This window comes from Streptomyces olivoverticillatus, assembly GCF_014203555.1.
Lineage (GTDB): Bacteria > Actinomycetota > Actinomycetes > Streptomycetales > Streptomycetaceae > Streptomyces > Streptomyces olivoverticillatus.
In genome coordinates, this window is record NZ_JACHJH010000006.1 from 334,296 (window position 1) to 361,122 (window position 26,827).

Consider the following 26,827-nt stretch of genomic DNA (forward strand, 5'->3'; position numbering starts at 1 on the left):
CTACTCCCATTCCGCCATGTCGTGGGGGCCGAAGACCTCCGCCCGGCCGCTGATGAGGGAGATGCGGCCGGAGACGCTGGTGGCCCACACCGAGGAATCACCGCTGCCGAGATCGCCCTTGGCCCTATGATGCCCCGGCATCCGCACCGGGGTGACACTGGGGAACTGGCTCGACACCCGTCCGTTGAGGGACTCCAGATGGACCCTGGCGTCGGAGACGGCGGGCAGGCAGACGCTGATGTCGCCGGAGACGCTGGAGAGTTTGAGGTTGCGCTTGCGGCGGGGCCGGGCGTAGAGCGCGACGGCGCCCGAGACGGACCGCACCTCCACGTCGCCGGTCAGCCCGATGGCGTCCACGTGGCCCGAGGCGGTGTCGACCTCCACGGGGCCGGACAGCCGGTTGAGGGTGGTCCCGCCGCCGCCGTTGTGCACCTGGATCCCCGCGCGGCTGTCGCAGGCCACGACCTCGGCGGAGACCGACCACAGATCCAGCGGGCAGTCGCGCGGCACGGCGAGGGAGACCACGGCGTGCTGGGCGTGGCGGCGGCTGAGCCGGCCCTTGAGGATCTGCTGCCAGGAGGTGCCCTGGTGCCCGATGTGCAGCAGCCCGTCCTCGTGCTGCCGGATGTAGAACGGGTGCCGGCCGACCTCCGAGACTTCGATCGTCACGAAGCTGTCGTCCGTCCCCACGACCTGTACCCGGCCGCGCACGGTGAAGGAGCGCACCGCGCGCACCCCTTCGAAGACCTTGCGCTGGGGACGGTCGACCTTCCAGCCCTTCATGATGCTCCTTCGGTTCCGGGTGAGTGAGCGGCCGCGCCCGGCGATGTGCGGTGCTGCGGCCCCGGCACGCGGGCGCTGCCGGGACGTGCCGACCCATCGGACACGCCCTAGGCGCCGACGACGGCCGAGTCCCCCGTCTGCTGAAGCTTTGCGGCCTGTTCGTGGGTCGTCTTCGCCGCGCGGCTGATGAAGTCCAGGACCAGGGCGAGTTCGTGGTCCTCGTACCGGGAGCACAGTTCGAGCATCGCGTCGGTCATGGAGCCGAAGAGCGCGGTGACCCGGTCGGGCACCTCGGGGCTCGGCACGATGATCACCTTGCGGCGGTCGCCGGGGTCGCGCTCCCTGCGGACGAGCCCGGCCTTCTCCAGCCGGTTGATCACGCCGGTGATGGCGCCGGAGGTCAGCCCGGAGACCTCGGCCAGCCGGCCCGCGGTGACCGGCTCCGGGCCGGCCGCGAGGTCCAGGCACTTCAGGTCGGTGGCGTTGATGGCCAGCCGGTCGGCGATGGCCTGGTGGAAGAGGACGGTCTCACCGCTGAGGCGGCGCATCTTCCAGGCGAGCGCTCCGATGAGTTCTTCCCGCTGGGGCAGCTGAGTTGACATGGATGCCAGGGCCTCCCTAATCTCTTAGTGCGTGAACTAAAACATATCACAAAGGTGCGCTATCCAGTGATGCCCTGTGTGAACCTCACATCGCGTGCTGCAGGCCGATTCATGGCCGCTATCCGGACGTACCACGAGACGTACCGAGTGACGTACCGAGCCTCGCCGAGACCCTCGGCCGTACGCGACACCACTTGCGACTGTTATGCGTTATCGAGCGCAGCCCTGAACGAACGATGGGGAGACTGATGTGACGACTCAAACCGACGCGTCCGCCGCTGCGGCGGGCGGGCAGTCCCTTACCAGTAGGCAGTGGTGGGCGATCCTGGCCCTGCTCCTCGCGAGCTTCATGGACCTGCTGGACGGCACCATCGTCAACGTGGCCATCCCCTCGCTCCAGCGGGATCTGGACGCGAGCTACTCGGACGCGCAGTGGGTGGCCTCCGGCTACGCGCTGGCGTTCGCGCTGGTCCTGATCACCGGCAGCCGGCTGGGGGACATCTTCGGCCGCAAGAACATGTTCATGCTGGGCGTGGCGGGCTTCGTGATCTCCTCCGCCCTGTGCGGCGCGGCCCAGGGCCCGGGCATGCTGATCGGGGCCCGGCTGCTGCAGGGCGCGATGGCCGCGGTGATGGTGCCGCAGGTGCTGTCCACCCTGATGGCCACCCTCCCGGCGCAGCAAGGCGCCGCCGTGGCAGGCATGTTCGGCGGGGTGTCCGGCCTCGCCGTGGTCAGCGGGCCCATGCTCGGCGCCCTGCTGATCAAGGCCGACGTGGCAGGCCTGGAGTGGCGCTCCATCTTCCTGGTGAACATCCCGGTGGGCATCATCGCGCTGATCGCCGCGGCGATCTACGTGCCGAACACCAAGTCCGAACACGCCTCGCGGCTGGACCTGTTGGGCAGCGCGGTGGTCACCCTTGCCCTGCTGATGCTGGTCTACCCCCTGCTGCAGGGGCGCGATCTCGGCTGGCCGGCCTGGACGTTCGTCTCGATGGTGCTCTCGGTGCCCATGTTCGCGCTCTTCGCCGTGTTGCAGCACCGCAAGAGCCGCACCAACAGCTCGCCGCTGGTGGAGATGAGCCTCTTCCGCAAGCTGCCGTTCAACGGCGGCCTGATCATCGGCGCCCTGTTCTTCGCCGGGCTGATCGGCTTCTTCTTCGTCTTCATGCTCTACCTGCAGATCGGCCGCGGCTTCGAGGTCATGCACGCGGGTCTGACCGCGCTGCCCTGGTCGCTCGGCATGGCCGTGGGCTCGGCCGTCTGCGGGGCCGTGCTCGCCCCGCGCCTGGGCCGCAAGCTGATCAGCATCGGCGCGCTGATGATGGCGGCCTCCTTCGTCGGGCTCATCGCGACCCTGCACTACCAGGGCACCGACACCACGTCCTGGCAGATGCTGCCCTGGCTGCTGGTCGCGGGGCTGGGCATGGGGGCCGTCGTCTCCTCCCTGTTCGGGATCGTGATGGCCGCCGTGGAGCCGCGTGAGATCGGCTCCGCCTCGGGCCTGCTCAACGCCATCACCCAGGTCGGCGCCTCGGCGGGCATCGCGGTGCTGGGCGTGGTCTTCTTCTCGCTGCTGGGCTCCCAGTCGACCCACATGGCCGACCGCGCGGCGCCCGACATCCGCTCCGCGCTCAGCGCGGCGCACGTGCCGGCGCAGAACCAGGACCAGATCGTCCGGACCTTCCGCACCTGCTACCACGACCGCTCGGTGGAGACGGACCCGGGACGCACGCCCGAGAGCTGCCGCACCGGCGCGGGCAACTCCGCAGACGGCAAGGGGCAGTTCCCGGCTGAGAACAAGGAGATCGCCGCCGCCTTCAAGAAGGCCAGCGGCAAGGCCAACGCGGAGAACTTCACCCTCGCCCTGCAGCGCACCCTGTGGTGTGCGACCGGAGCGATGCTGCTGGTCTTCGCGCTCTCCTTCATCCTGCCCGCCCGTCAGCGCAAGTTCGGCTGACGCGACCGACCGGCAGCGGCGCCGCGCCCCTTCAGGGGGCGCGGCGCCGCTGCGCGGCCGGACCGCTCAGCGCGCCCACAGCCGTTCGAAGCCCCGGCGGGACAGTGACCGGGGCAGGATCCTGCTCGCGGCCAGCACCGCCCGGTAACCCGCCCCCGGCACACAGACGGGCTTGCCCGCCGCCACCGCCTCCAGCGCCTCGCGGGCCACCTCCTCCCGGTCCAGCCAGACGAACTCCGGCAGCCGGACACTGCGCGTGCCCCCCACCGGTGCCGCCGCGCCGCGCCGTACGAAACCGGGGCAGAGCACGGTGACGTGGACCCCGTGGCCGCGCGCCTCGCAGTGCACCGTCTCGGTCAGCGAGGTGAGGAACGCCTTGGTCGCCGCGTATGTCGCCCCCTGGGGCTGGGGCAGGAAACCGGCGATCGAGGAGACGTTGAGGATGCCGCCGTGCCGCCGCGGCACCATCGCGGACAGCGCGGCGTGCGTCAGGCGCAGCGGCGCCAGCACATTGAGGGCCACCTTGCCCTCCTCGTACTCCAGCGGCTGGTCCACCAGCGGCCGCGGCGGCCTCGACCCCGCCCCCGCGTTGTTGACCAGCAGTTCCACCGGCCGCTCGGGGTCGGCCAGGCGCTCGGCCACCGTGGAGAGCTCCTCCGCGACGGTGAGGTCGGCCGCCAGCACCTCCACCCGCACCCGGAACCGCTTGCGCACGTCCTCGGCCAGCTCCTCGAGGAGTTCGCCGCGTCTGGCCACCACGGTCAGGTCGGCCCCCTGGGCCGCCAGCCGCCACGCCAGACTACGGCCGATGCCGCTGGACGCCCCCGTCACGAGAGCGGATGCGTAGCTCACCATTCCGTACCATCCCGTCTCTTCAGCGTGTCGGCCCCCCGGTTCACGGGAGGCCGCCGTGTTCGGCCCCCGATGCTGGCCACGGAGGCTAGCGCGGCGCTGGACCGGACCGGCGCGCGGCCCCGGCGGAAGGAGCCGGTCCAGTGAGCTGCGAGCGGAGATCGCAATCATCGGGGCCGCACACGAACGATGTCCGCGGCATTTTCTCCCGGAGCGGCCGGGATGCCGCTTGGAAGAGAGGGCACCGGGAGTGATCCACCTCGTCAGCGTCGTCGTCCTGCTCGGCAGCGGCATCGTGGCCGGAGTGTTCTTCGCCGTCGCAGTCAGCGTGCTGCCGGCCCTCGCCGCCATGTCGCCCGACCGCTATCTGCACACCCACCAGCTGCTGGGCAAGGGATACCACCCCGCGATGCCCCTGCTGGTCAACGCGACGCTGCTGGCGGACATCGCGCTGGCGGTGCTGGTGGGCCCCGGGACCGCCCGGGCCCTGCTGATCGCGACCGCCGTGGGGATCGTGGTGGTCGAGGCCGTCTCCCACCTGTGCAACGCGCCCATCAACAAGGAGGTCGGCAGAACCTCCGCGCAGGCGCCGCCGGCCGACTGGCGCGACCCCCGCCCCCGGTGGCGGAGATGGCACATGGTCCGGACCGCCGCCGCCCTGCTCGTCCTGGTGCTCAACAGCTACGCGGTCACGCTCGGCGGCTGACCGCGGCACGTCGGAGAACCGGGGCCGGCCGGGCCCCGGGGGGATACGACTTACGCCGAAGGGATGCTGCGATGAAACCCTGGTTCTACACCTGGCTGTACAAGCGCGGAGCAGCTTGGGAGCACGTGGGCGTCGCCCCGGAGCTGCGCGAACTCCTCGACGAGGGACGCATCGAAGTGGACCCGGAGTCCGGCCGCCGCCCGCGCGCCGTCGACCTGGGCTGCGGCACCGGGGCGAACGCCGTCTTCCTCGCCCAGCGCGGTTTCGACGTGGTCGGCGTGGACTTCACCGCCTACGCCCTGGAGCGCGCCCGGGAGCGGGCCCGCGAGGCGAAGGTGGAGGAGCACTGCCGCTTCGTGGAAGCCGATCTGTCGGCCCGTCATATTCCTGGCGTCGAAGGCCCGTTTGACCTGCTCGTCGACTACGGGACGCTGGACGACACCACCGGGCCGGTACGGCGCGGGATGGCGGACACGGTGGTGCGGCTGTCGCGGCCGGGCTCCCAGTTCTTCCTGTGGTGCTTCTCGGCGGACAAGAAGGAGCTGCCGCTGGTGGCGCGCAAGCGGATGTCCCGGCTGCTGCACACGGTGATGGCGCCGGGGGAGGAGCGGCGGCTGTTCGGCTCCTCCTTCGAGATCGAGCGGCTGCCCGACCCGCCCCGGCCGCCGCACGCCGCCTGCTTCCTGATGGTGCGGCGCTGAGGGTACGGATGCGAAGCCGCCGCCGGGCGACGGCAGCGGGAACGGCGATAGGTGGTTCGTAAAAGACCTTTCCAAGGACGTTATTTCCATCTTGAACGGTGGTATGGCATGGGATTCTGCGGCTCGAATCGTTCGGTCGCAGGCAATCGAGTGCACGGGGCTGATGGAGATGGAAGCACCACTGAAATCAGGGGAAGTCGCCATGAAGTTCAGCGTTCTGGGGAGCCTCGAAGTATTTGACGGTGAAACGGCGGTGACCCCCACGTCACCCAAGCTGCGTCATGTGCTGGCGGCCCTGATCCTGCACGCGAACCGGCCCGTCAGGCCGGAGTCGCTCATCGAGGAGATCTGGTTGCAGGCACCGCCCGCGAGTGCCGCCACCACGCTCCAGACCTACATCTACCGGCTGCGGAAAATATTCGCCGCCCGGCAACGGGCGGGAAGCCCTGAAATTCTTGTCACCATAAACTCGAGCTATCTGGTGCGTGCCCAGGCCGATCAGCTGGATCTGGCCATGTTCGAACAATTTTCCCGGCAGGGACAGGCCGCCCTGCGCAGCGGAAAACCGGAGGAAGCATCTTCATTTCTCGGCGAGGCGTTATCACTCTGGCGCGGCCACATGCTGGAGGGCGTCACCGTGGGGCCGCTGCTGGAGGCCCACCTCGTGCGCTTCGAGGAGGCCCGGCTGCGCGCCTACGAGCTGCGGATGGAGGCCGGGCTCCAGCTGGGCCGGCACCATGAGCTGATCGCCGAACTCAAGGCCCTGACCACCGAACACCCCTTGCACGAGGGGTTCCCGGCGCAGCTGATGCTGGCGCTGTACCGCTCCGGCAGGCGGCTGGAGGCGCTGGAGGTCTACCGTTCGCTGCGGCAACGCCTGGTCAGCGAGCTGGGGGTGGAGCCGTCGGGTGAACTGGCCCGGCTGCACCGGGCGGTGCTGGGCGGCGACCAGTCGCTGAACCTGCCCGGCGGCAAGCGGGCCCGCATCCAGGTGCAGGGCTCACCCGCCCAACTACCCGCCGCCAAGCCGGGCTTCACCGGGCGGCGGGACGCCTCCGCACAGCTGGAGGCGCTGCTGTGCGCCTCGGGCGGCGCCGGGCGGCGCGGCGACGCCAAGCCGCGGCTCGCCTCCCTGCACGGCATGCCCGGGGTGGGCAAGAGTGCTTTGGCCATTCACACGGCGCAGCGGTTGCGTTCGCACTTCCCCGACGGCCAGCTCTATGTGGACCTCCGGGAGGCGGGCGGCCGTCCGGGCTCGCCCGCCGAGGCGGTCGCCGGGTTTCTGCGGGCCGCCGGGACCCGGCCCCCGCAGCGGCTGGAGGCGCGCTGCGAGCTCTTCCGCCAATGGAGCGCCCACCGCAGGCTGTTGGTGGTCCTGGACAACGTCGAGTCGGCGGAGCAGGTCCTGCCGCTGCTGCCCGCGGGACCGGAGTGCGCCACGATCCTCACCAGCCGCTCGCATCTCGCCGGGCTGGGCGAGGTCGCCGCGCTGGAGCTCGCCCTGCCGTCGACCGACGAGGCCGTTCAACTGCTCGCGAGTCTGGTGGGGCAGGAGCGTACGGAGCGGGAACCGGCGCAGGCGGAGCGCATCGTCCGGCTCTGCGGCGCGCTGCCCGCCGCCCTGCGCGCCGCCGCCTACCGGATCAACGCCGGGCACGGCACCCTGCGGGAGACGGCCGAGCGGCTGTCCGACGAGGGCGGCAGGCTGGATGCGCTGACCTCGCCCGACGTGGACCTTCGGGAGAGCTTCGCGCTCAGCTACCGGCGGCTGGGGCAGAACGGCCGCCGGATGTTCGACCGGCTGGGCTCGCTGCCGGACGGCGGCTTCACCCGCGCCGACCTCGCGGCAGGCGACGTCGACGTCGACGAGGCACTTGAGCAGCTGGTGGACTCCAAACTGGTGGAGCGGGTATTCAGGATCGGCGCCGACGACAGCTACGAACCGGTGTACAGGTGCCACGAGTTGGTGCGGCTCTACATGCAGGAACGTTTTTTCAGGACCCGGGCCCGGCTGGGCGCCGGCCCCATCGCAGGCGTCGCCGCCCTGGCGGGCGCCTGTGCCTTCGGACGCGACGCCATCGCACAGCCGGGCATGCCGGCCCACCGGTGAAGGAGTGACCTCATGGACCACAGCGATGCCCTGCCGTTTCCCTTCACCGGCCCCGGCCTCCTTGAGATGGCCCCCGAGTGGGCCGAGCTGCGCCGCAGCCGCCCGGTCGCCCGCGTCCGCTTCGTCACCGGGGACACCGGCTGGCTGGTCACCCGGTACGAGGACGTACGCACCGTGCTCACCGACCCGCGCTTCAGCCGGGCCGCCGCCGCGCGGCCCGACGCGCCGCGGATGCGGCCGCTCGCGGCGGACGGGGCCTCCATCCTGGCCATGGACCCGCCCGAGCACACCCGCCTGCACAAGCTCGTGGCCCGGGCCTTCGGCAAGAAGCACATCGAGCGGCTGCGGCCCTGCGTCGAGCAGACCACCGCAAGCGCGCTGGACGCGATGGCGAAGCAGGGCCCGCCCGCCGACCTGGTGGCGGTCCTGTGCATGCCGCTGCCGGTCGCCGTCATCTGCCAGCTGCTCGGGGTCCCGTACGCCGACCGCGAGCGGTTCTGCCACTGGGCCGACGTGATGCTCAGCCTCGGATCGCATACCCCCGAGCAGGTGCGCGGCGCCCGCGCCGACATCGCCCGCTACCTCGCGGAGCTGATCGAGGCCAAACGCCGCGAGCCGGCCGGCGAGGACCTGCTGGCCACCCTGATCGACGCCCGGGAGGCGGGCGAGAGCCTGAGCGAGCACGAACTGGTCGTCTTCGGCGTCACGTTGCTGATCGCCGGCTACCACACGACCTCCAGCACCCTGGCGAACGGCGCCCTGCAACTGCTGCGCCGCCCCGAGGCCCTGGCCCGCCTCGCCCGGCACCCCGAGGGCGTGGCCGCGGCGGTGGAGGAGATCCTGCGCTTCAGCACGGCCGGGGTCAACGGCGGCACCATCCGGGTCGCCACCGAGGACGTGGAGCTCGGCGGGGTGCTGGTACGGGCCGGGGAGGCGGTGCTGCCCGCGATCACCTCGGCCAACCGCGACGAGGACGTGTTCGCCGACGCCGACGCCTTCGACCCGGGGCGCGAGGACAACCCGCATCTGGCCTTCGGGCTCGGCGCCCACTACTGCCTGGGCTCCCAACTGGCCAGGCTGGAGCTGACCGTGGCGGTGGAGCAGCTGGTGCGCCGCTTCCCGGGCCTGCGCCCGGCCGTACCGGAGGAGGATCTGACCTTGACCCCGGCCGTCATCAGGAATCTGACCGCACTGCCGGTCACCTGGTGACCGGCAGCGCCGCGGGGGCGCTGCCGGTAGTGTGGACGACAGGCCGTAGGCGACCCGGAAGGGCGGACTGGGCATGGCTGACGAACAGGACGTACCCACCGAGCGGGGGCTGCTGCGCGTCTCCGACGCCGAGCGGGAGGCCGCGGCCGGGCGGCTGCAGGCCGCCGTCGGCGAGGGCAGGCTCTCGCTGGAGGAGCTGGACCGGCGGGTCGCCGCGCTCTACGCCGCCCGTACCCGCGGCGAGATGGAGGCGGTCACCGCCGATCTGCCCGTCGAGGCGACGCCGAAGAGCCTGCGGATCCACCGGGTGAAGTCGCTCTCTCGGATCGACGGCCGCTGGCAGGTGCCCGCCGTGCTGACCGTCGACTGCTACGACGCCCTCGTCCGGCTCGACTTCCGGCAGGCGGCCTTCGTCCATCCCGAGGTGCGCATCGAACTGTCCGCGACCAAGAGCCTGTTGCGGCTGCGGCTGCCGCCGGGCGCGGTGGTGGATGCCAACGGTCTGGTGTTCCACAAGGCGTTCGTCCGCAACCGCGTCCGCCCCGCGAAGGGGGTGCCGGGTGGCGCCCGCTTCGTTGTCACCGGCCAGCTGGTCAAGGGCATGCTCATCCTGCGCTGACCTTCGCCCGCACGGCGGGGCGGATTACGGGAAAAGGCACCGGCCGCACGGCGCGGCCGGTGCCTTCGGTCACCACACCACCGGGACCTCGAGGAAGTTCTGGATGAGCGCGCCCTCGTTGCGCGGCAGCTCTTCGGCCGGCTTCGCCAGGCGCAGGTCCGGGAAGCGCCGGACGATCTCGCCCATCGCCACCCGCAGTTCCATCCGGGCGAGCGCCGCCCCCGCGCAGTAGTGGAGGCCGGTGCTGAAGGTGACGTGCCGGTTGTCCTGCCGGGTGATGTCGAAGGTCTCCGGGTCGGGAAAGACGCTCTCGTCGACGTTGGCGGACTCTATCGAGGGGATGATGCTCGACCCCGCCGGGATGAGCACCCCGCCGACCTCGATGTCCTCCTTCACATACCGCAGCATGGACAGCGAGGACCCCATCACCTGCAGCCGCAGCAGCTCCTCCACCGCCGACGGCACCAACTCCGGCTCCGCGCGCAGCCGGGCCAGGTCGTCCGGCCGGCTGAGCAGCATCACCAGGCTGGAGCCCAGCTGCCCGGCCGTCGTCTCGTAGCCCGCTATCAGCAGCAGCATGCTCCAGTAACACAGCTCGTACTCGCTGAGCCCCGAGGCGTCCTCGTCCCGGACGGCGACCATGGCACTTATCAGATCGTCGCCGGGCTCCGCCCGCTTGGCGGCGACCAGCCGCTGGATGTAGGCGATCAGCTCGCCCCTGGCCCGGCCCACCTCCTCGGCCGTGAACCGGCTCACCGACAGGAAGGCGTCGGTCCAGCCGCGGAACCGGTCCTGGTCCTCGACCGGCACCCCCAGCAGCTCGCACGTCATCCGGATCGTCAGCGGGAAGGCCAGGGCCTCGTTGAGGTCGGCCGGCCGCGGCCCCGCCTCCATCGCATCCAGCAGCTCGCCCACGACCTCCTCGGTGCGCGGCCGCAGCCCCTCGACGCGCTTGGGCGTGAACGCCTTGGTGATCAGCCGCCGCATCCGGGTGTGCTCGGGCGGGTCCGGGCTGATGTGCGGGTCCTGGAACATGACGTTGTCCTTCGTCATGCGCGCGGCACCCGGGCGGGTCAGATCACGGCTCACCCGCTCGTCCGACAGGACGGCACGCAAGTCCTCGTACCGCGTGATCAGAAAGGCCGGGTCGCCGCTGGGAAGCGTCACCGGCACCACCGGCCGCTCCCGAAGGGTGCGCAGCTCCGAGGGCTGTTCGAGCGCCGACGGCCGCTGGAACGGGTAAGGGCAGCCTGTACTCATGCGTCTCGCTTCCTGGCTCGGTCCGGCCGCGGGCGGCCGGCTCGGGATGTCGGCCCGCGCGGCACGATCGGGCCCGGCGCGCGGACTGGTGTACTCCGCAACAGTGCCAGGCGACGATGGACGATCACTGGACTCGCACCCGGTGCCCCTCGGCCGCGATCCGCCGCAGGGCCCCCGCCAGCGCCGCCCCGCGGTCCTTGCCCGTGAGGTGCGCGGGCGGCAGCGCGGACACCACGGCGCTGCGCCCGGTGGCCACCGAAGGATGACGGCGGGCCAGGCTCAGCAGGCTCTCGCCCGGCCCCGCGTCCACCAGCAGGAAGTCCCCGTCGCCCAGCAGCCGGTCCAACGCGGGCCAGAACAGCACCGGTTCGCACAGCTGGCGCGCCCAGAACCCCGGGTCCACCGCCTCGCGGCCGGTCAGCGGGCGGCCGGTGCAGGCCGAGTACAGCGCAACCCCCGGTGAGCGGAAGGCGGTTCGCTCGTACTCCGCCGAGGTGGCGGTCACGGCCGGGGCGACCAAGGGGCTGTGGAACGCCTGCCGGGCGCGGGCGCGGCGGCACAGCAGCCCCCGCTGCCGCAACCACTCCTGCGCCCGGTCCAACGCCGCGTCGGGTCCGGCGAGCACGGTCTGGGCGGGCCCGTTGACCGCGCCGACGACCACTCCATCGCGCAGCGCGCCCTCCAGCGCGCCGACGGGCGCGGCCACCGCCAGCATCCCCCCGGGCGGGGTGTCCCGCACCGCGTGCGTCCGCGCGGCCAGCAGCCGCACCGCGTCGGGCAGCGACACCACCCCCGCCAGCACGGCCGCCACGGCCTCCCCGACGCTGTGCCCGAGCAGCGCCGCCGGGCGCACTCCCCGGTCCAGCAGCAGCCTCCCCAGGGCGTGGCCCAGTGCGAACAGCAGCGGCTGGGCCCGCCCGGCGTCGTCCAGGCCGTCCTCCCGCCCGTCCAGCCACTCGGCCCGCAGCGCGGCACCCCCGGGCCCCAGCAGGCCGAAGACGGCGTCCATCGCGTCGGTGAACACCGGCTCCGTGCCGTACAGATGCGCGCCCATGCCCGGATGCTGGGCGCCCTGGCCTGCGAAGAGCAGCGCCACGGGACGGGGCCGGCCGGCCTTGGCGGACTCCATGGAACACCTCCTGAGTCGAGCGGACGCCCGAGTGTGGGCGGGCCGGGTGTCGGCGGGCTCGACGGCCGCTGGACCGGGCCCGCCAGGCACCCGCCAGCTGATCACCAGTCCACGTCCAGCGGGGCCGCGCAGGGTGGTGCGCCGCAGGACGCCTCACACCGTCCGAACGGGAGGGACCCTTGTACCGCAACCTGATCGTCGCCCGGATGGACCCGGCGGAGGCCGACTCCGTCGCCGAGATCTTCGCGGAGTCCGACGCCTCCGAACTGCCGCACCTGATCGGGGTCTCCCGGCGCTCGCTGTGGCGCTTCCACGACCTCTACTTCCACCTCGTCGAGGCGGAGCAGGAGGTCACCCCGAACCTGTACCGGGCCCGCAGCCACCCCCTGTACGAGGACATCCACATCAAGCTCGCCCGGCACATCCGGCCCTACGACCCGGCGTGGAGCGAGCCCAAGGACGCCATGGCCAGCCAGTTCTACACATGGGAGAACCCCCGGTGAGCGAGCGTGCGACGAAGGTGGCGGTCACCGATGTGCCGCCGAACCGGCGCCGGGGCGGGGACGTGCGCGTCCTGCTCAGCCCCAGGACCGTGGGCGCCACCTCCGGCTTCATGGGCACCCTGACGCTGGAGCCCGGCGAGTACGTCTGCGAGCACTACCACCCCTACTCCGAGGAGTTCGTCCACCTGGTGTCGGGCCTGGTCGCCCTCACCATCGGGGACACCACGCTCCACCTGGAGCCGGGCGACTCGGCGATGGTGCCGATCGGGGTGCGGCACCGGATGGTGAACACCGGCGGCGTCCCCGCCCGGGCCGTCTTCCACCTCGGCCCGCTCGCCCCCCGCCCCGAACTCGGGCACGTGGACACCGAGTTCCTGCCGGGCGCCGAGAACGAGCCCTCGCCGCAGGTGGGCGGGGCACCGGCCGCCGGGACGGCCACATGAGGCCGATGGACGTCGCGATCACCGGAATCGGGGTGATGGCCCCCGGCGGGCTGGGCCGCGAAGCCTTCTGGGACCGCGTGCTCTCGGGCCGGGCCGCCACCCGCCGCGTCACGTTCTTCGATCCGGCGGGCTTCCGCTGCCAGGTGGCCGCCGAGGCCGACTTCGACCCGGCCGCCCACGGCCTCACCCCGCAGGAGGTGCGCCGCATGGACCGCGCGGCGCAACTGGCCGTCGCCGCCACGGACGAGGCCCTGGCCGACGGCGGGCTGGACCTGTCGGAGCTGGACCCCGGCCGGACGGCGGTGACCGTCGGCAACGCGGTCGGCTGCACCACCGGCCTGGAACAGGAGTACCGCGTGCTCAGCGACGACGGCAGGCAGTGGTCGGTCGACCACACCTTCGCCGTCCCCCAGCTCTACGGCTACCTCGTGCCCAGCTCGATCGCCGCCGAAGTGGCGTGGCGGGCCGGCGCCGAGGGCCCGGCCTCGGTGGTCTCCTCCGGCTGCACCTCGGGCATCGACGCCCTCGGCCAGGCGGCCGAACTGCTCGCCGAGGGCAGCGCTGACGTCGTGGTGGCCGGCTCCACCGACGCGCCGATCTCCCCGATCACCATGGCCTGCTTCGACGCCATCAAGGCCACCTCCACCTACAACGACGACCCCGAACACGCCTGCCGCCCCTTCGACCGGGGCCGCCGCGGGCTCGTCCTGGGGGAGGGGGCCGCCATGTTCGTCCTGGAGCCCACCGCACGCGCCCGCCGCCGCGGGGCCCGCATCTACGCCCGCATCCTCGGCTACGCCGGCCGCGCCAACGGCTTCCACATGACCGGGCTGCGCGCGGACGGCCGGGAGATGGCCGAGGCCATCACCGCCGCCCTGGACCAGGCGAGGCTCAACCCGCAGGACATCGACTACGTCAACGCGCACGGCTCCGGCACCCGGCAGAACGACCGGCACGAGACCGCCGCCGTCAAGACCAGTCTGGGGGAGCGGGCCCACGAGGTGCCGATGAGCTCCATCAAGGCCGTGGTCGGCCACTCCCTCGGGGCCATCGGCTCCATCGAGGCGGCGGCCTGCGCCCTCGCCATCGAACGCGGCGCCGTCCCGCCCACCGCCAACCTCCGGGAACGCGACCCCGAGTGCGACCTGGACTACGTGCCGCTCACTGCCCGCGAACAGCGGGTGGACGCGGTCCTGTCGGTGGGCAGCGGCTTCGGCGGCTTCCAGAGCGCCCTCGTGCTCGCCGCCCCGGACAAGGCGGCCGCATGACCGGCCTGGCGGCGCGGACCGCCGACACCGCACCCACCGCCGTCTTCACCGGCATCGGGGTGACGGCCCCCAACGGGGTCGGCACCGAGGACTGGTGGGCCGCCACCCTCGCGGGCAAGAGCGGGATCGACGAGATCGGCGGCTTCGACGCCCGCACCTACCCCTCCCGGCTCGCCGGCGAGGTCAAGGACTTCGACGCGGCCGAGCACCTGCCCGCGCGGCTGGTCGTGGAGACCTCCCGGATGAGCCACTTCGCCCTGGTGGCCACCGCCATGGCCCTCGACGACGCGGCCGTGGACCCGGCCAGCACCCCCGAGTACACGATGGGCGTGGTCACCGCCAACGCCAGCGGCGGCGCCGAATTCGGCCAGCGCGAGCTGCAGAAGCTCTGGCGCGGGGGGCCGCGGGACGTCAGCCCGTACATGTCCATCGCCTGGTTCTACGCCGCGACCACCGGCCAGATCTCCATCCGCTACGGCATGCGCGGACCCTGCGGCGTGGCCGTCGCCGAACAGGCGGGCGGCCTGGACGCGCTGGGACAGGCGCGCCGCGTGGTGCGCTCCGGCGCCGCCCTCGTCGTCACCGGCGGCACGGACTCCTCGCTCTCCCCGGCCGGCTTCGTCTCCCAGCTGCCCACCGGACTGCTCACCACCGTCACCGACCCGCTCCGCGCCTACCAGCCGTTCGGCACCGAGGCGAGCGGCTACGTGCCGGGCGAGGGCGGCGCCATCCTCGTCCTGGAGGACGCGGCCGCGGCACGGCGGCGCGGAGCCGGCCGGCCGTACGGCGAACTCGCCGGATACGCGGCCGCCTTCGACCCGCGCCCCGGCTCCGGGCGGCCGCCCGCCCTCGCCCGCTGCCTGCGCACCGCCCTCGACGACGCGCGGCTGCGGCCCGAGGACGTGGACGTGGTCTTCGCCGACGGCCACGGCACGCCCGGCCACGACCGCGAAGAAGCCCGCGCGCTCGCCGAGGTCTTCGGCCCGCACGGGGTCCCCGTCACCGTACCCAAGACCATGACCGGCCGGCTCTACGCCGGCGGCGGAGCGCTCGATGCCGCCGCCGCCCTGCTGGCCCTGCGCGACCAGGTCGTGCCCCCCACCGTCCACGTCACCCGCCCGGACCCCGGGCACGGCCTGGACCTGGTGCTCGGCCAGCCGCGCGAGATCCCGCTGCGCACCGCCGTGGTCGTGGCGCGCGGACACGGCGGCTTCACCGCCGTGACCGTGCTGCGCCGCACGGGGTGACACGGGAGTCGCCCCCGGCACACCACCGTCGAAAGGGAGGAACAACCGTGAGCGCCTTCACGCTCGACCAGCTCAAGACCATCCTGCGGGAGGGGGTGGGCGTCGACGAGGCGGTGGACCTCGACGGGCCGATCCTCGACACCCCCTTCAGCAGCCTCGGATACGACTCCCTGGCGCTGCTGGAGATCGCCGCCCGCATCCAGAACCAGTACGGCGTCGCGATCCGGGACGAGGACGTCGAACTCCTCGCCACCCCGCGGGCCGTCCTGGAGTACGTCGACGCGCACCTGGCGGAGGTGGCCTGACCATGGCGGCGAAGACCGAGAACTCCGTGGTGATCGACGCCCCCATGGACCTGGTGTGGCGGATGACCAACGACATCGAGTCCTGGCCCGGACTGTTCGACGAATACGCCTCGGCCGAGATCCTCGAACGCACCCCGGACGGCGGGATCCGCTTCCGGCTGACGATGTTCCCCGACGAGGACGGCAAGGTCTGGAGCTGGGTGTCGGTGCGCCACCCCGACCCCGTCACCCGCACCGTGCGGGCGCGCCGGGTGGAGACCGGGCCGTTCGAGTTCATGAACATCCACTGGGACTACGCGGAGGCCGAGGGCGGCGTCCGGATGCGCTGGGTCCAGGAGTTCCACGTCCGGCCCGAGATGCCCTTCGACGACGAGGCGATGGCCGCCCACCTGAACACCAACACCGGCGTCCAGATGGCCCGGATCAAGAAGCTCGTCGAGCAGGCGGCCCGCGGAACCGGGAAATGACCCAGATACTCCTGCCCTTCGCGCTGATCGGCAGCGGCATGGCGGCCGGCGGCCTGATGATCGCCTCGCTGGGCGGCGCCCCGCTGCTGCTCAGCCTCCCCGCCGACCGCTATGTGCCGGTGCACCAGTTCCTGGTCACCCGGTTCGACCCGTTCATGCCCCTGTGCATGATCACCGCCCTGCTCACCGATGCCGCGACCGCCGTGCTGCCCGGCACCGCGACGGCGGTCCGGGTGCCCGTCGCGGCCGCCGCCGTGCTGCTCCTGGGCGCGATCGTGGTCTCGCTCGTGAAGAACGTGCCCATCAACAAATGGGTCGGCTCCCTGGAACCGGACACCCTTCCACCGGACTTCGAGCGCATCGACCCACGGGTGAAATGGCGCAACTGGAACCTCGTGCGGACCGCCCTCGCGGTCGCCGCGCTGCTGGCCAACGCCGCCGCGGCAGCACTCGCCCTGTGATCCACCGACCGTGATCCATCGACTGTGACTTACCGACCCATGGACGGAGAACTCATGGACCTCTCTCTCGACGGGCAGCACGTGCTCGTCACCGGAGGCACCCGCGGCATCGGCCGGGCCGTGGTGCTGGCCCTGGCCGAGGCGGGCGCCGACGTCGTCACCTGCCACCGCCAGGACGGCGAGGCCGCCGAGAGCCTGGCCCGCGAACTGAAGGCGCTCCCCGGCGACCACCACCTGGTCAAGGCCGACGTCGGCAACCCGGAGGACGTGGCACGGCTGGTCGAGGAGTGCCGCACCCGCTTCGGCACGCTCGACACCATCGTCAACAACGCGGGCGTCATCTCCCACATCCCCTTCGCCGAACTGCCGTTGGAGGAGTGGCGGCGCATCGTCGACGCCAACCTCACCGCCCCCTTCCTCGTCACCCAGAAGGCGCTGCCGCTGCTCTCGCCCGGCGCCTCGGTCGTCAACATCGGCTCCCGCGTCGCCACCGTCGGGCTGCCGCTGCGCGCCCACTACACCGCCAGCAAGGCCGGCGTCATCGGGCTCAGCAGGTCGCTGGCCAAGGAGCTCGGCCCGCGCGGCATCCGCGTCAACGTCGTCGCCCCCGGCGTGATCGAGACCGAGGAGGCGACGAAGCTGCCGCCCGAGGAGTACGAGGCGCTCCAGCAGCGCTACCGCCACATGACCGCGCTCGGCAGGCTCGGCCTGCCCGCCGAGGTCGCCTCGGTCGTCGTCTTCCTCGCCAGCGCCGCCTCCGTCTACCTCACCGGCGAGATCATCCACGTCGACGGGGGGATCTGAGATGGCGCACCCCGAGGAGGTCTTCCGGGTCCTGCTGCGCGTGGAGACCCACCCCGGCAAGCAGGACGACTTCGAGCGCACCTGGCTGGAGATCGGCAACGCCGTCACCGGCGACCCGGCCAACCTCGGCCAGTGGTTGCTGCGTTCGACCGACGAGGACCACGTCTACTACATCATCAGCGACTGGACCGACGAGGCCGGCTTCCGCACCTTCGAGCACAGCGCCGAACACGTCACCCACCGCGAGCGGCTGCACCCGTACCGCTCCGGCGGCTCCATGGCCACCATGCGGATCGTGCGCCACCTGCCCTCCGCCCGGGCGGCGGCATGAGCGGCGAGGTCAGGGTGGTGCTCTACTGCCGCGCACCCGAGGAGGGCCCCGGCCCCCTCGAAGCCGCCTTCCACCGCATCAACGAGGAACTGGCCGGGGTACCCGGCCTGCTGCGCAGCGAACTGCTGCGCTCCCGCCTCGACGGCGAGGACGGCTCCTTCGCCGTCCTCAGCTACTGGAAGGACGCCGACTCCTTCCGCGACTGGGAACAGGGCCCCGCACACCGGGCCCAGACCTCACCGCTGCGCCCGTACCAGGACCGGGGGAGCGGCCGGCACTACGGGATCTACGAGGTCCTCGCCGCCCAGTGAGGGGCGAGGGCCCGAGGAGGAATCCGGCGATGCTGCGGACCATGCTGCGCGCGCTGGGCTCGGCCCTCTTCCAGGGGTTCCGGGCGCTGGGGGCGCTGTACTTCCCGATGCCCCCGTGCCCGGAGTCCTACGGCGGGCCGCCGCCCTGCCTGTCGGAACCCCCGCCGGGCTCGCCCGAGCGGCTGCTCCTCGGGGTTCCGCCGACCCCGGCGGAGCGGGGGCTGTTCGGCCAGCTGGGTGGAGATCCACCGTGGCCGGGCCGGTGACCGGGGTGCGGGCCCCGGTCACCGGGCCCGGCCCGCAGCCTGCGTGACTCACCGAAAGGGATGCCCTGATGCACCGTGCCACACCACCCCGCACCGTCCTCGTCACCGGCGCCGCCGGCTTCATCGGCGCCAACTTCGTCCGCTACTGGCGCGACCGGCACCCCGACGACCCGGTCGTCGCCGTCGACGCCCTGACCTACGCGGGCAACGAGGAGAACCTCGCCGCGGTGCGCGAGGACATCGTCTTCGCGCACGCCGACATCGCCGACGGCCCCCGCATGGCGGAGATCCTGCGCGAGCACCGGGTGAACGTGGTGGTGAACTTCGCCGCCGAGTCCCACAACAGCCTCGCCGTCCTCGACCCGGCCCGCTTCTTCCGCACCAACGTGCTGGGCACCCAGCAGCTGCTGGAAGCGTCCCGGCAGGCCGGGATCGAGCGCTTCCACCACGTGTCGACCTGCGAGGTCTACGGCGATCTGGCCCTGGACGCCACCGAGGCCTTCCACGAGGACTCCCCCTACCGGCCCCGCACCCCGTACAACGCCTCCAAGGCGGGCGCCGACCACGCCGTGCGCGCCTACCACGAGACGTACGGACTGCCCGTCACCCTCACCAACTGCGCCAACAACTACGGGCCTTACCAGTTCCCGGAGAAGGTCCTCCCGCTGTTCGTCACCAACGCCCTGCGCGGCAAACAGCTGCCCGTGTACGCCTCCCGGCACCACCGGCGCGAGTGGATCCACGTCGACGACCACTGCCGGGCCATCGACGCCGTGCTGTCGGGCGGCGTGCCGGGGCGGACGTACCACGTCGGCACCGCGAAGGAGGCCAGCGTGCAGGAGATCGCGGACCTGGTCCTCGACGAGCTCGGCCTCCCGGCCTCGTTGCAGACCACGGTCGCCGACCGGCCCGGCCACGACCGCAGGTATTTGCTGGACTCCTCCCGCATCGAGCGGGAGCTCGGCTGGCGGCCCACCGTGCCCTTCGAGGAGGGCATGCGGGAGACCATCCGCTGGTACCGCGACCATCCGCAGTGGTGGAAGCCGCTGCTGGACCGGCGCCCGGTCGCCGAGGAGTCGGTGTGGCAGGAGGGCGGCGCACGATGAAGGCCCTGGTCCTCGCGGGCGGCACCGGATCCCGGCTGCGGCCCATCACCCACACCTCCGCCAAACAGCTCGTGCCCGTCGCCAACAAACCGGTGCTCTTCTACGGCCTGGAGGCCATCCGCGACTGCGGCATCCGCGACGTCGGCATCATCGTCGGCGAGACCGCCGCCGAGGTCCGCGCCGCGGTGGGCGACGGCTCCCGGTTCGGCCTGTCGGTCACCTACATCCCGCAGGCCGAGCCGCTGGGGCTCGCGCACTGCGTGCTGATCGCCCGCGACTACCTGGCCGACGACGACTTCCTGATGTACCTCGGCGACAACTTCGTCATCGCCGGCATCCGCAGCTTCGTCGACGACTTCCGCGCCCGGCGGCCCGACGCCCAGATCCTGCTGACCAAGGTCGCCGACCCCACCCAGTTCGGCGTGGCCGAACTGAATGCGGCGGGGCGGGTGACCGGGGTCGCGGAGAAGCCGAGCCGGCCCAAGAGCGACCTCGCCCTCGTCGGCGTCTACATGTTCACCCCCCTGGTGCACGAGGCCGTGCGCACGCTGCGCCCCAGCCACCGGGGCGAGTTGGAGATCACCGACGCGGTCCAGGTGCTGATCCGCGAGCACGCCGACGTCTCCTCGCACGTCATCACCGGCTACTGGAAGGACACCGGCCGGGTCGAGGACATGCTGGAGTGCAACCGCATGGTGCTGGAGAACATCGAGCCCCGCCTGCGCGGCACCGCCGACGACGACAGCGAGATCGTCGGACGGGTGGACGTCGCCGAGGACGTGGTCATCACCCGCTCGCGCCTGGTGGGCCCGCTCACCATAGGCCCGGGCGCGGTCGTCACCGACAGCTACGTGGGCCCGTTCACCTCGATCGGCCCGGGCTGCCGCCTGGAGGGCACCGAGATCGAGTACTCGATCGTCATGGACCGCTCCTCCATCCGCGGCGTCCCCGGCATCCGCGACTCGCTCATCGGCAAGGACGTCGAAGTGTCGCCCGCCGCCTTCGCGCCGCGGGCCCACCAGCTGATCGTCGGTGACCACAGCCGGGTCCGCCTGAACCGCTGAGGAAAGGGAAGAGAGATGGACGACGCGAGGACACCCGTCCTCATCGTGGGCGGCGGCCTCGTCGGCCTCGCCGCCGCCGTGTTCCTCACCCGGCACGGCGAGCGGCCGCTGCTCGTCGAGCGCCACCGCGGCACCTGCCCGCACCCGCGGGCACGCGGCGTCAACGTCCGGGCCATGGAGCTGTTCCGGCAGGCCGGGCTGGAGGAGCGCATCCGGGGCACCGGCTCCGCCCGCGCCCTCGCGGGCAACAGCGGCATCGTCCGCATGGAGTCCCTCGCCGGACGCCAGGCCCCCGGCTTCACCCGCGACTACATGCAGGACCCGCAGGACGGTACGGGCGAGCTCAGCCCCACCGGCTGGACCCTGTGCGAGCAGGACGAGCTGGAGCCGCTGCTGCGCGAGGCCGCCGAAGATGCAGGCGCAGAGCTGCGGTTCGGCCACGAACTGCGCTCCCACACCCAGGACGCCGACGGTGTCACCGCCACCGTCCGGGACCGCGACACCGGCGAGGAGTACGCGGTGCGCGCCCGCTATCTGGTGGCGGCCGACGGCGTCGCCAGCCCGCTGCGCGAGGCCCTGGGCATCCCCATGGAGGGCCACGGCACCCTCGCCCACTACCTCAACATCCACTTCCGCGCCGACCTCACCGCACCGCTCGGCGACCGCCGCTTCCTCATGGCCTACGTCCGCAACGCCGAGGTCACCGCCGGGCTGCTGCCCGTCAACAACACCGACCGCTGGCTGCTGCACGTGCCGTTGGCGGCGGGCGAGGGCGCGGCCGACTGGCCGCCGGAGCGCTGCCGCGCCGCAGTGCGGGCCGCCGCGGGCCTGCCCGCACTGGAGGCGGACATCCTGGGTGCCCAGCCCTGGGAGGCGGCCGGCCGGACGGCGCGGCAGCTGCGCTCGGGCCGCGTCTTCCTCGTCGGCGACGCCGCCCACGCCATGCCGCCCACCGGGGCCTTCGGCTCGGCCACCGGCATTCAGGACGCGCACAACCTCGCGTGGCGCCTCGCCCTGGTGCTGCGCGGCAGCGCCGCCCCCGAACTGCTCGACGGCTACGAGCGCGAGCGGCTGCCCGTGGTCCGGGCCACCGTCCAACAGGCGGTGCTGCGCTCCCTGGACCGGCCCGGCCACGGGCAGCAGCCCCTGCCCGGTGCGATCCGGCCGGACCACACGGTGGCACTCGGATACCGCTACCCGGCCGGGGACACGGCCCCCGCCGACGTCCTGGCGGACGGCGGATTCACCGGCGAGCCGGGCACCCGCGCTCCCCACCTGTGGCTGGAGCGCGACGGCCGCCGGATCTCCACGCTCGACCTGTACGACGGCCGGGGCCCGGTCCTGGTGACCGGACCCGCGGCGGACGGCCCGCAGCCGGCCGCCGGACCGCTCCCGCTGACCGTCCACCGGATCGGCCACGACGGCCTGGCCGACCCCTCGCACGGGTGGGCGAAGGCCCACGGCGTCCCGCCGCACGGCGCGGTCCTCGTCCGCCCGGACGGCTTCGTCGGGGCCCGGTTCGACCGGCAGCCGTCGACAGCCGCCCTGGACGGGGAGCTGCACCGCCTGCTGGGACGACGGCCCGCCGCCGTGCCCACGACCACCGCGCCGGAAGGAAGCACCCGATGAGACTGCACCTGTTCCGCCTGGGCACCACCCCCGTCGGGGCTCCCGTGCCCGGCTACCTCCTGCGGCTCGGCGACGGCACCAACGTGCTGATCGACACCGGCTTCCCGCCCGACGCCACCGGCCCCAAGGCCTTCGTCCGGGTGACGGCCGAGGAGCGGGTGACGGCCCGCCTTGCCGCGGAGGGGCTGCGGCCCGAGGACGTCCACCTGGTGGTCTGCACCCACCTCGACCCCGACCACGCCGGCAACCACGACCTCTTCCCCGGCTCCGAGTTCGTCGTCCAGCGCGCCCACCACGAGCTGGCGCTGTCGGGCTCGGTGCCCCGGCTGGAGATGGCCCGGGCCCACTGGGACCTGCCGCATCTGAAGTACCGGCACGTCGAAGGGGACACGGACCTGCTGCCCGGGGTGCGCCTGGTGGAGAGCCCCGGCCACATCGCCGGGCACCAGTCGGTCCTCGTCCGCCTGCCCCGCACCGGCGCCGTGCTGCTGGCGGCCGACGCCATCCCCTCCGCCGAACACCTCGACCCCGGCCAGCGGGCGATGACGCCCTTCGACACGGACGAGGACGCGGTACGGGCCAGCACCCGCAAACTCCTCGACCTGGCCGAGGCGGAGAACGCCCTGCTGGTGCGCGGCCACGACGCCGAGCAGTGGGCGACGCTGCGCACCGGCCCCGGCGAGTACTACGACTGACGGCGGTACCCGACAGCGGCGCGGCGGACCGGGGAGGGTCCGCCGCGCCGCCGTGCCCGTCTCACCAGACGACGGGCAGCGCCCGCGGCCCCCGCTGCATCGTGCGCAGGTCCCATTCGAGCTCCTCCACGTCCACGGCAGGGCGCAGCCCGGGGAAACGCGCGGCCAGCGAGCCCACGGCGATGCCGAGTTCGGCGCGGGCGAGCTGTGCGCCCAGGCAGCGGTGCGGGCCGTGGCCGAAGCCGATGTGCGGATTGGGGTCGCGGGTGACGTCGAGCCGGTCGGGGCCGTCGAAGACGGCCGCGTCCCGGTCGGCCGAGATCACGGCGGGCAGCACCGCCTCGCCGGCTCGCACGAGCACTCCGCCCAACTCCACGTCCTCCAGGGCGATCCGCACCGTGCCGCCGCTCACCGCCGCCGGGGTGTAGCGGATCAGCTCCTCCACCGCCTTCTCCAGCACCCCGGGCTTCTGCAGCAGCTCCCACTGGTCGCGGTGGCGCAGCAGCGCCAGCACCGAGCCGCTGATCTCGTGGGCGACGGTCTCCACCCCGGCGACCAGCAGCGTCACCCCGAACGTCAGCAGCTCCTCCTCGTCGAGGCGCTCCTCCTCGGGGGCGCATGCCAGGTCCGCGAGCAGATCGTCCGTGGGCCGCCGCCGCTTCTCGGCGATCAGGCCGGCCAGATAGCCCTTGAGCGAGGCGGCGGCCGCCTCGATCTCCTCGGCCGAGCGGCCGTCCACGCTCAGGTAGACGCGCGTCCAGGCACCGAACCGCTCGTGGTCCCCGGCCGGCACGCCCAGGAGTTGGCAGATCACCGCGACCGGCAGCGGCCTGGCGAGGCCGGCGACCAGGTCGGCGCCCGGCCCGGCCGCGGCCAGGCCGTCGAGCAGCCGGTCGGTGGTGCGCTGGATGCCGGGCCGCAGCGCCTGCACCCGCCGGGTGGTGAACGCCCGCATGGCCACCCGGCGCAGCCTGGTGTGCTCGGGCGGGTCCATGGTCGTCAGCGAGCGCGCCTCCAGCGGTGCACGCCGGGCGCGCGGCGCCCCTGCGCGCGCTGCCGCGGCCCTGCTGAAGCGGGGGTCGGACAGCACACGCCGGTTGTCCTCGTAGCGGGTGACGAGCCAGGCCCGGTCACCGGTGGGCAGCCGGACGCGCCGGATGCCGTCCAGCGCCCGCAGTGCGGCGAATTCGCGGGCGGGCTCCCAGGGCCGGTCGGTGGGGAAGGGGAACGGCGGGGCTTCTTCCGTGGTCATGTCGCTCTCCTGGCGGTGGGGGAGGGGCGGCGGCGCGGCGGGGCCGGCACCGGGCGGCGGGTGGCGACGAGCCGCTCCAGCAGCTCCGCCACCTCCCGCGGCGCCCGATGGGCGGCGAAGGAGGCCCGCATGCCCTGGGTGGCCCGGCGGTAGCGGGGGTCGCGGAGCACGGTGCGCACGGCGTCGGCGACCTGCGGCCCCGACGGGCGGCGCTGTCGCAGGTCGATGCCGGTGCCGCTCCAGGCGACCCGCGCGCACACCTCCGGCTTGTCCTCGGTCACCCCCGAGGCCACGACGGGGACGCCGTGCGCGAGCGCGAGCTGTACGGTCCCGTAGCCGCCGTTGGTGACCAGCGCATCCAGGTGCGGCATCAACTGCGCGTACGGCAGGAACGGTTCGACGTGGACGTTGGCGGGCAGGTCCGCCGACCGCAGCTCCTCGGGCGGCGGGCCGCCCGTCGTCACCACGAGGGTGAGGTCGTCGCCCGCCAGCTCCCGGACGGCCGGGATCACCAGCTCGCCGAGGTCGCGGGCGCCCGTCCCCTGGGTCAGCAGCACCGCCGGGCGGTCCTTCTCCAGCTCCGGCCACCACGCCGGGAGCGGCCCCGCGGCGCGGGGCTCGGGCAGCAGCGGCCCGACGAAGTGCACGTGCGCGGGCAGCCGCCGCCGCGGGTACTCGAACTCGGGGACGGTCGCCTGCGCGTAGAGGTACGGGGTGAGATTGGCGTCGAACGGGCCGGTCCGTACGGGCGGTACGCCCAGCTCCCGGCGGATGGCGTTCATCCGGCGCAGCGGCTGCGGGAAGCGGCGGCGTTCGACCAGCTCGGTGTAGCGGCGGCGGGCGCGGCGCCACGGCTGTCCGCCGGGCGGCCGGCCCTTGCCGAAGGGCGGCACCAGCGGGTCCGGCAGCGCCAGCGGCGCCACGCTCAGCGTGGCCCACAGGGCCCCGTGCAGCTCGTGCATCAGCGAGGCGGCGGCCAGGGTGGAGTCGGCCAGCAGCACATCGGCCCCGTGGCGGGCCATCAGCGTCCGCAGGTCCCGGTACTGCCCCGGCACGGGCTCGACGAAGACGTGCTCGACGAACCAGGGGCCGCGCGCCTCGGGAGGCAGGGACAGGAACTCGGGGAACTCCTCGGTCAGCCGGTCGAGATCGGTGAAGCGGCCCTCTTCGGGCGGTGCGTACCGGGCCCCCGAGCGGGCCACCCGCTCGCCGTAGGCGGCCCCCGTGTACCAGATCACGTCGTGCCCGCGCCCGGCCAGTTCCGCGGCCACGGGGCCGAAGGGGTTGACATGGCCGCTGGCGGCCAGAGTGGCGATGAGTACGGTGGACATCGTCCGCTCCATTCGGGTCCGAGGGATGCGTCGAGGCCGCACGGATGGGGGAGCGGGCGGGCCGGGACAGCGGACAGGGTGGCCCATGGCGCTGGACCGCCGCTGGACGCCCTGCTCGTGGCGCCGGCCGCACCCGCACCGACCCGTCTAGTTCTCCCGGGAGACCCGTTCCCCCCGCTTCCACACGCCCGCGATCGCCCGGCTCGCCCGGATGTCCGCGGTGGGGTCGGCGTCGACCAGTACGAGGTCCGCGCGCAGGCCGGGGGCGATCCGTCCCCGGTCGGCCAGCGAGAATGCCTCCGCGGGGGCGGCGGTCGCCGCGGTGAGGGCCTCGGAGGGGGTCAGCCCGGCCCGGACCAGCAGCTCCAGCTCCCGGTGCAGCCCGATGCCGTGCAGCCACATCACCGCGTCGGTGCCGGCCAGCAGCCGCACCCCGGCGGCGCGTGCCGAGCGGACGGCGGCCTCGGCGGCCGCCAGGTCCACGGGGAGGCGACGCGCCTCGCCCTTGCGGTGGCGTGCGAGCAGGTCGTGGTCCTCGGCGGTGAGGTACGGGGCGACGGCCGCCTCCTCGCCGAGGCCGCCCAGGTCCGGGCCGCCGGAGAGCAGCTCGACCATGCTGAGCGTGGGCACGGCGAACGCCCCGTGCCGGGCGAGGAGTTGCCCGAACTCCGGGCCCGGCGCCCGGTCCACCAGCAGGTGCGCCAGCCCGTGCGCACCTGCCTCGACCGCCTCGACGGCGGCCTGCACGGTGCCGGTGTGCACCAGGGTGAGCAGCCCCCGCTCGCGGGCCGCGGTCAGCACCGCCGCCATCGTCTCCCGGCGGATGACGGGCAGTTCGGTGTTCTCCATGCGGCCCGCGATCTGGCCGTCGTCGTAGTGCACCTTGATGTAGTCCGAACCCTCGGCGATGCGCGCGTCGACGAAGGCGGCCGCCTCCTCGGGCTCGGTCAGCGTGGGAATGTCGGGAAAGCGCTCCGAACCGTGCCCCCCGGGCACCGTGGCGGCGCAGCAGGCCGAGCGCAGATCCGCGATCGAGCCGCCGAGCGGGCCGTGCTGGTCCCGCTTGGCGCGGGCGATGGGCTCGGGGAAGTTGGCCATGTCCAGCTCCGTGGTCACCCCCCACCGCAGCGCCTGCCGCAGCGCCGGGCCGACCACGTGGGTGTGCGCGTCGATGAGGCCGGGCAGCAGGGTGCGCCCCCGGCCCTCGACGACCTCGGCGCCCGCGGGGACGGGCAGCCCACGGCCGACCGCCTCGATGAGGCCGTCGTCGACGACGACCGTGTCGTCGGTGCGAACGCCGTGCCCGTCGAAGACGGTCACTTCGCGGAAGATCGTGCGGCTCATGGGTTCCCTCCTGCGGATCCGGCACTGCCATTGCGCGTCGACCGTGCGTCCAGTGCGCACGGTGAGGCTGGG

At 73.0% G+C, this 26,827-nt stretch carries 29 protein-coding genes; 21 read left to right on the top strand and 8 right to left on the bottom strand.

The genetic code is table 11. The annotated features are described in order from the left end of the window. Positions 1-783, bottom strand: a complete 783-nt coding sequence (locus tag FHS39_RS21050; RefSeq protein ID WP_184350971.1) for a DUF4097 family beta strand repeat-containing protein — start codon at positions 781-783, stop codon at positions 1-3. A 107-nt stretch (positions 784-890) separates the two neighbouring features. After that, the gene (locus FHS39_RS21055; protein WP_184350972.1) at positions 891-1,385 is read right to left on the bottom strand and encodes a MarR family winged helix-turn-helix transcriptional regulator; all 495 of its coding nucleotides are present in this window, start codon (positions 1,383-1,385) and stop codon (positions 891-893) included. A 250-nt stretch (positions 1,386-1,635) separates the two neighbouring features. Between FHS39_RS21055 and FHS39_RS21060 the strand changes: the two genes are divergently transcribed. After that, the gene (locus tag FHS39_RS21060) at positions 1,636-3,342 is read left to right on the top strand and encodes a DHA2 family efflux MFS transporter permease subunit (RefSeq protein ID WP_184350973.1); all 1,707 of its coding nucleotides are present in this window, start codon (positions 1,636-1,638) and stop codon (positions 3,340-3,342) included. A gap of 66 nt (positions 3,343-3,408) precedes the next feature. On the opposite strand, the gene FHS39_RS21065 is transcribed toward FHS39_RS21060, so the two are convergent. Continuing rightward, positions 3,409-4,197, bottom strand: a complete 789-nt coding sequence (locus tag FHS39_RS21065; protein ID WP_184350974.1) for an SDR family NAD(P)-dependent oxidoreductase — start codon at positions 4,195-4,197, stop codon at positions 3,409-3,411. Positions 4,198-4,444: 247 nt separating this feature from the next. On the opposite strand from FHS39_RS21065, the gene FHS39_RS21070 reads away from it, so the two are divergent. From FHS39_RS21070 to FHS39_RS21090, 5 genes are all read left to right on the top strand, one after another. Continuing rightward, positions 4,445-4,900, top strand: a complete 456-nt coding sequence (locus FHS39_RS21070) for an anthrone oxygenase family protein (RefSeq protein WP_184350975.1) — start codon at positions 4,445-4,447, stop codon at positions 4,898-4,900. A 71-nt stretch (positions 4,901-4,971) separates the two neighbouring features. After that, a complete protein-coding gene (locus FHS39_RS21075; protein WP_184350976.1) occupies positions 4,972-5,601 on the top strand; it encodes a class I SAM-dependent methyltransferase in 630 nt (209 codons plus the stop codon). Between the two features lie 202 nt (positions 5,602-5,803). Further along, positions 5,804-7,711: an AfsR/SARP family transcriptional regulator gene (locus tag FHS39_RS21080; RefSeq protein ID WP_184350977.1), complete on the top strand. Its 1,908-nt coding sequence runs from the start codon at positions 5,804-5,806 to the stop codon at positions 7,709-7,711. A gap of 12 nt (positions 7,712-7,723) precedes the next feature. Continuing rightward, complete coding sequence (locus tag FHS39_RS21085; RefSeq protein WP_184350978.1) at positions 7,724-8,920, top strand: cytochrome P450; 1,197 nt, start codon at positions 7,724-7,726, stop codon at positions 8,918-8,920. Positions 8,921-8,993: 73 nt separating this feature from the next. Continuing rightward, on the top strand, positions 8,994-9,539 hold the full coding sequence (locus tag FHS39_RS21090; RefSeq protein WP_184350979.1) for a DUF1707 SHOCT-like domain-containing protein: 546 nt from the start codon (positions 8,994-8,996) through the stop codon (positions 9,537-9,539). Positions 9,540-9,608: 69 nt separating this feature from the next. Here FHS39_RS21090 and FHS39_RS21095 read toward each other — a convergent pair whose 3' ends face one another. Next, entirely contained in the window at positions 9,609-10,799 is a 1,191-nt protein-coding gene (locus tag FHS39_RS21095) for a cytochrome P450 (protein ID WP_184350980.1), read from the bottom strand. Positions 10,800-10,923: 124 nt separating this feature from the next. Continuing rightward, positions 10,924-11,928: an acyltransferase domain-containing protein gene (locus tag FHS39_RS21100; RefSeq protein WP_184350981.1), complete on the bottom strand. Its 1,005-nt coding sequence runs from the start codon at positions 11,926-11,928 to the stop codon at positions 10,924-10,926. 179 nt (positions 11,929-12,107) lie between these two features. Between FHS39_RS21100 and FHS39_RS21105 the strand changes: the two genes are divergently transcribed. The 15 genes from FHS39_RS21105 (at position 12,108) to FHS39_RS21175 (ending at position 22,828) form a co-directional block, all read left to right on the top strand. Then, positions 12,108-12,431 (top strand): TcmI family type II polyketide cyclase, encoded by a 324-nt coding sequence (locus FHS39_RS21105; protein ID WP_184350982.1) that lies wholly within the window; start codon positions 12,108-12,110, stop codon positions 12,429-12,431. Then, positions 12,428-12,874, top strand: coding sequence for a cupin domain-containing protein (locus tag FHS39_RS21110; RefSeq protein WP_343069667.1), 447 nt, complete (start codon positions 12,428-12,430; stop codon positions 12,872-12,874). Before FHS39_RS21105 ends, FHS39_RS21110 begins: the two co-directional genes overlap by 4 nt. Positions 12,875-12,879: 5 nt before the next feature. Then, on the top strand, positions 12,880-14,142 hold the full coding sequence (locus FHS39_RS21115) for a beta-ketoacyl-[acyl-carrier-protein] synthase family protein (protein WP_425507802.1): 1,263 nt from the start codon (positions 12,880-12,882) through the stop codon (positions 14,140-14,142). Further along, positions 14,139-15,389, top strand: a complete 1,251-nt coding sequence (locus FHS39_RS21120; protein ID WP_184350985.1) for a ketosynthase chain-length factor — start codon at positions 14,139-14,141, stop codon at positions 15,387-15,389. The genes FHS39_RS21115 and FHS39_RS21120 overlap by 4 nt, the downstream gene beginning before the upstream one ends. Positions 15,390-15,436: 47 nt before the next feature. Further along, positions 15,437-15,694: a phosphopantetheine-binding protein gene (locus FHS39_RS21125; RefSeq protein ID WP_184350986.1), complete on the top strand. Its 258-nt coding sequence runs from the start codon at positions 15,437-15,439 to the stop codon at positions 15,692-15,694. Positions 15,695-15,696: 2 nt separating this feature from the next. After that, positions 15,697-16,161: an SRPBCC family protein gene (locus FHS39_RS21130; RefSeq protein WP_184350987.1), complete on the top strand. Its 465-nt coding sequence runs from the start codon at positions 15,697-15,699 to the stop codon at positions 16,159-16,161. Then, positions 16,158-16,622: an anthrone oxygenase family protein gene (locus tag FHS39_RS21135; RefSeq protein WP_184350988.1), complete on the top strand. Its 465-nt coding sequence runs from the start codon at positions 16,158-16,160 to the stop codon at positions 16,620-16,622. Before FHS39_RS21130 ends, FHS39_RS21135 begins: the two co-directional genes overlap by 4 nt. A 54-nt stretch (positions 16,623-16,676) precedes the next feature. Then, entirely contained in the window at positions 16,677-17,426 is a 750-nt protein-coding gene (locus tag FHS39_RS21140) for an SDR family NAD(P)-dependent oxidoreductase (protein WP_184350989.1), read from the top strand. Between the two features lies 1 nt (position 17,427). Further along, positions 17,428-17,757 carry an antibiotic biosynthesis monooxygenase family protein gene (locus FHS39_RS21145; protein WP_184350990.1) on the top strand — a complete coding sequence of 110 codons (330 nt, stop codon included), beginning with the start codon at positions 17,428-17,430 and terminating at the stop codon, positions 17,755-17,757. Beyond that, positions 17,754-18,068, top strand: a complete 315-nt coding sequence (locus tag FHS39_RS21150; RefSeq protein ID WP_184350991.1) for an antibiotic biosynthesis monooxygenase family protein — start codon at positions 17,754-17,756, stop codon at positions 18,066-18,068. The genes FHS39_RS21145 and FHS39_RS21150 overlap by 4 nt, the downstream gene beginning before the upstream one ends. Before the next feature lie 29 nt (positions 18,069-18,097). After that, entirely contained in the window at positions 18,098-18,334 is a 237-nt protein-coding gene (locus tag FHS39_RS21155; protein ID WP_184350992.1) for a DUF6059 family protein, read from the top strand. 68 nt (positions 18,335-18,402) lie between these two features. Next, on the top strand, positions 18,403-19,440 hold the full coding sequence (gene rfbB, locus FHS39_RS21160; RefSeq protein ID WP_184350993.1) for a dTDP-glucose 4,6-dehydratase: 1,038 nt from the start codon (positions 18,403-18,405) through the stop codon (positions 19,438-19,440). After that, positions 19,437-20,504 carry a glucose-1-phosphate thymidylyltransferase gene (locus tag FHS39_RS21165; protein ID WP_184351109.1) on the top strand — a complete coding sequence of 356 codons (1,068 nt, stop codon included), beginning with the start codon at positions 19,437-19,439 and terminating at the stop codon, positions 20,502-20,504. The genes rfbB and FHS39_RS21165 overlap by 4 nt, the downstream gene beginning before the upstream one ends. A 15-nt stretch (positions 20,505-20,519) precedes the next feature. Continuing rightward, positions 20,520-22,133, top strand: a complete 1,614-nt coding sequence (locus FHS39_RS21170) for an FAD-dependent monooxygenase (RefSeq protein ID WP_184350994.1) — start codon at positions 20,520-20,522, stop codon at positions 22,131-22,133. Beyond that, on the top strand, positions 22,130-22,828 hold the full coding sequence (locus FHS39_RS21175; RefSeq protein ID WP_184350995.1) for an N-acyl homoserine lactonase family protein: 699 nt from the start codon (positions 22,130-22,132) through the stop codon (positions 22,826-22,828). The genes FHS39_RS21170 and FHS39_RS21175 overlap by 4 nt, the downstream gene beginning before the upstream one ends. A gap of 61 nt (positions 22,829-22,889) precedes the next feature. On the opposite strand, the gene FHS39_RS21180 is transcribed toward FHS39_RS21175, so the two are convergent. From FHS39_RS21180 to FHS39_RS21190, 3 genes are all read right to left on the bottom strand, one after another. After that, positions 22,890-24,080 (bottom strand): cytochrome P450, encoded by a 1,191-nt coding sequence (locus FHS39_RS21180; RefSeq protein ID WP_184350996.1) that lies wholly within the window; start codon positions 24,078-24,080, stop codon positions 22,890-22,892. Then, positions 24,077-25,411, bottom strand: a complete 1,335-nt coding sequence (locus FHS39_RS21185) for a glycosyltransferase (RefSeq protein WP_184350997.1) — start codon at positions 25,409-25,411, stop codon at positions 24,077-24,079. The genes FHS39_RS21180 and FHS39_RS21185 overlap by 4 nt, the downstream gene beginning before the upstream one ends. A 147-nt stretch (positions 25,412-25,558) precedes the next feature. Further along, positions 25,559-26,755: an amidohydrolase family protein gene (locus FHS39_RS21190; RefSeq protein ID WP_184350998.1), complete on the bottom strand. Its 1,197-nt coding sequence runs from the start codon at positions 26,753-26,755 to the stop codon at positions 25,559-25,561. Positions 26,756-26,827: the final 72 nt, after the last annotated feature.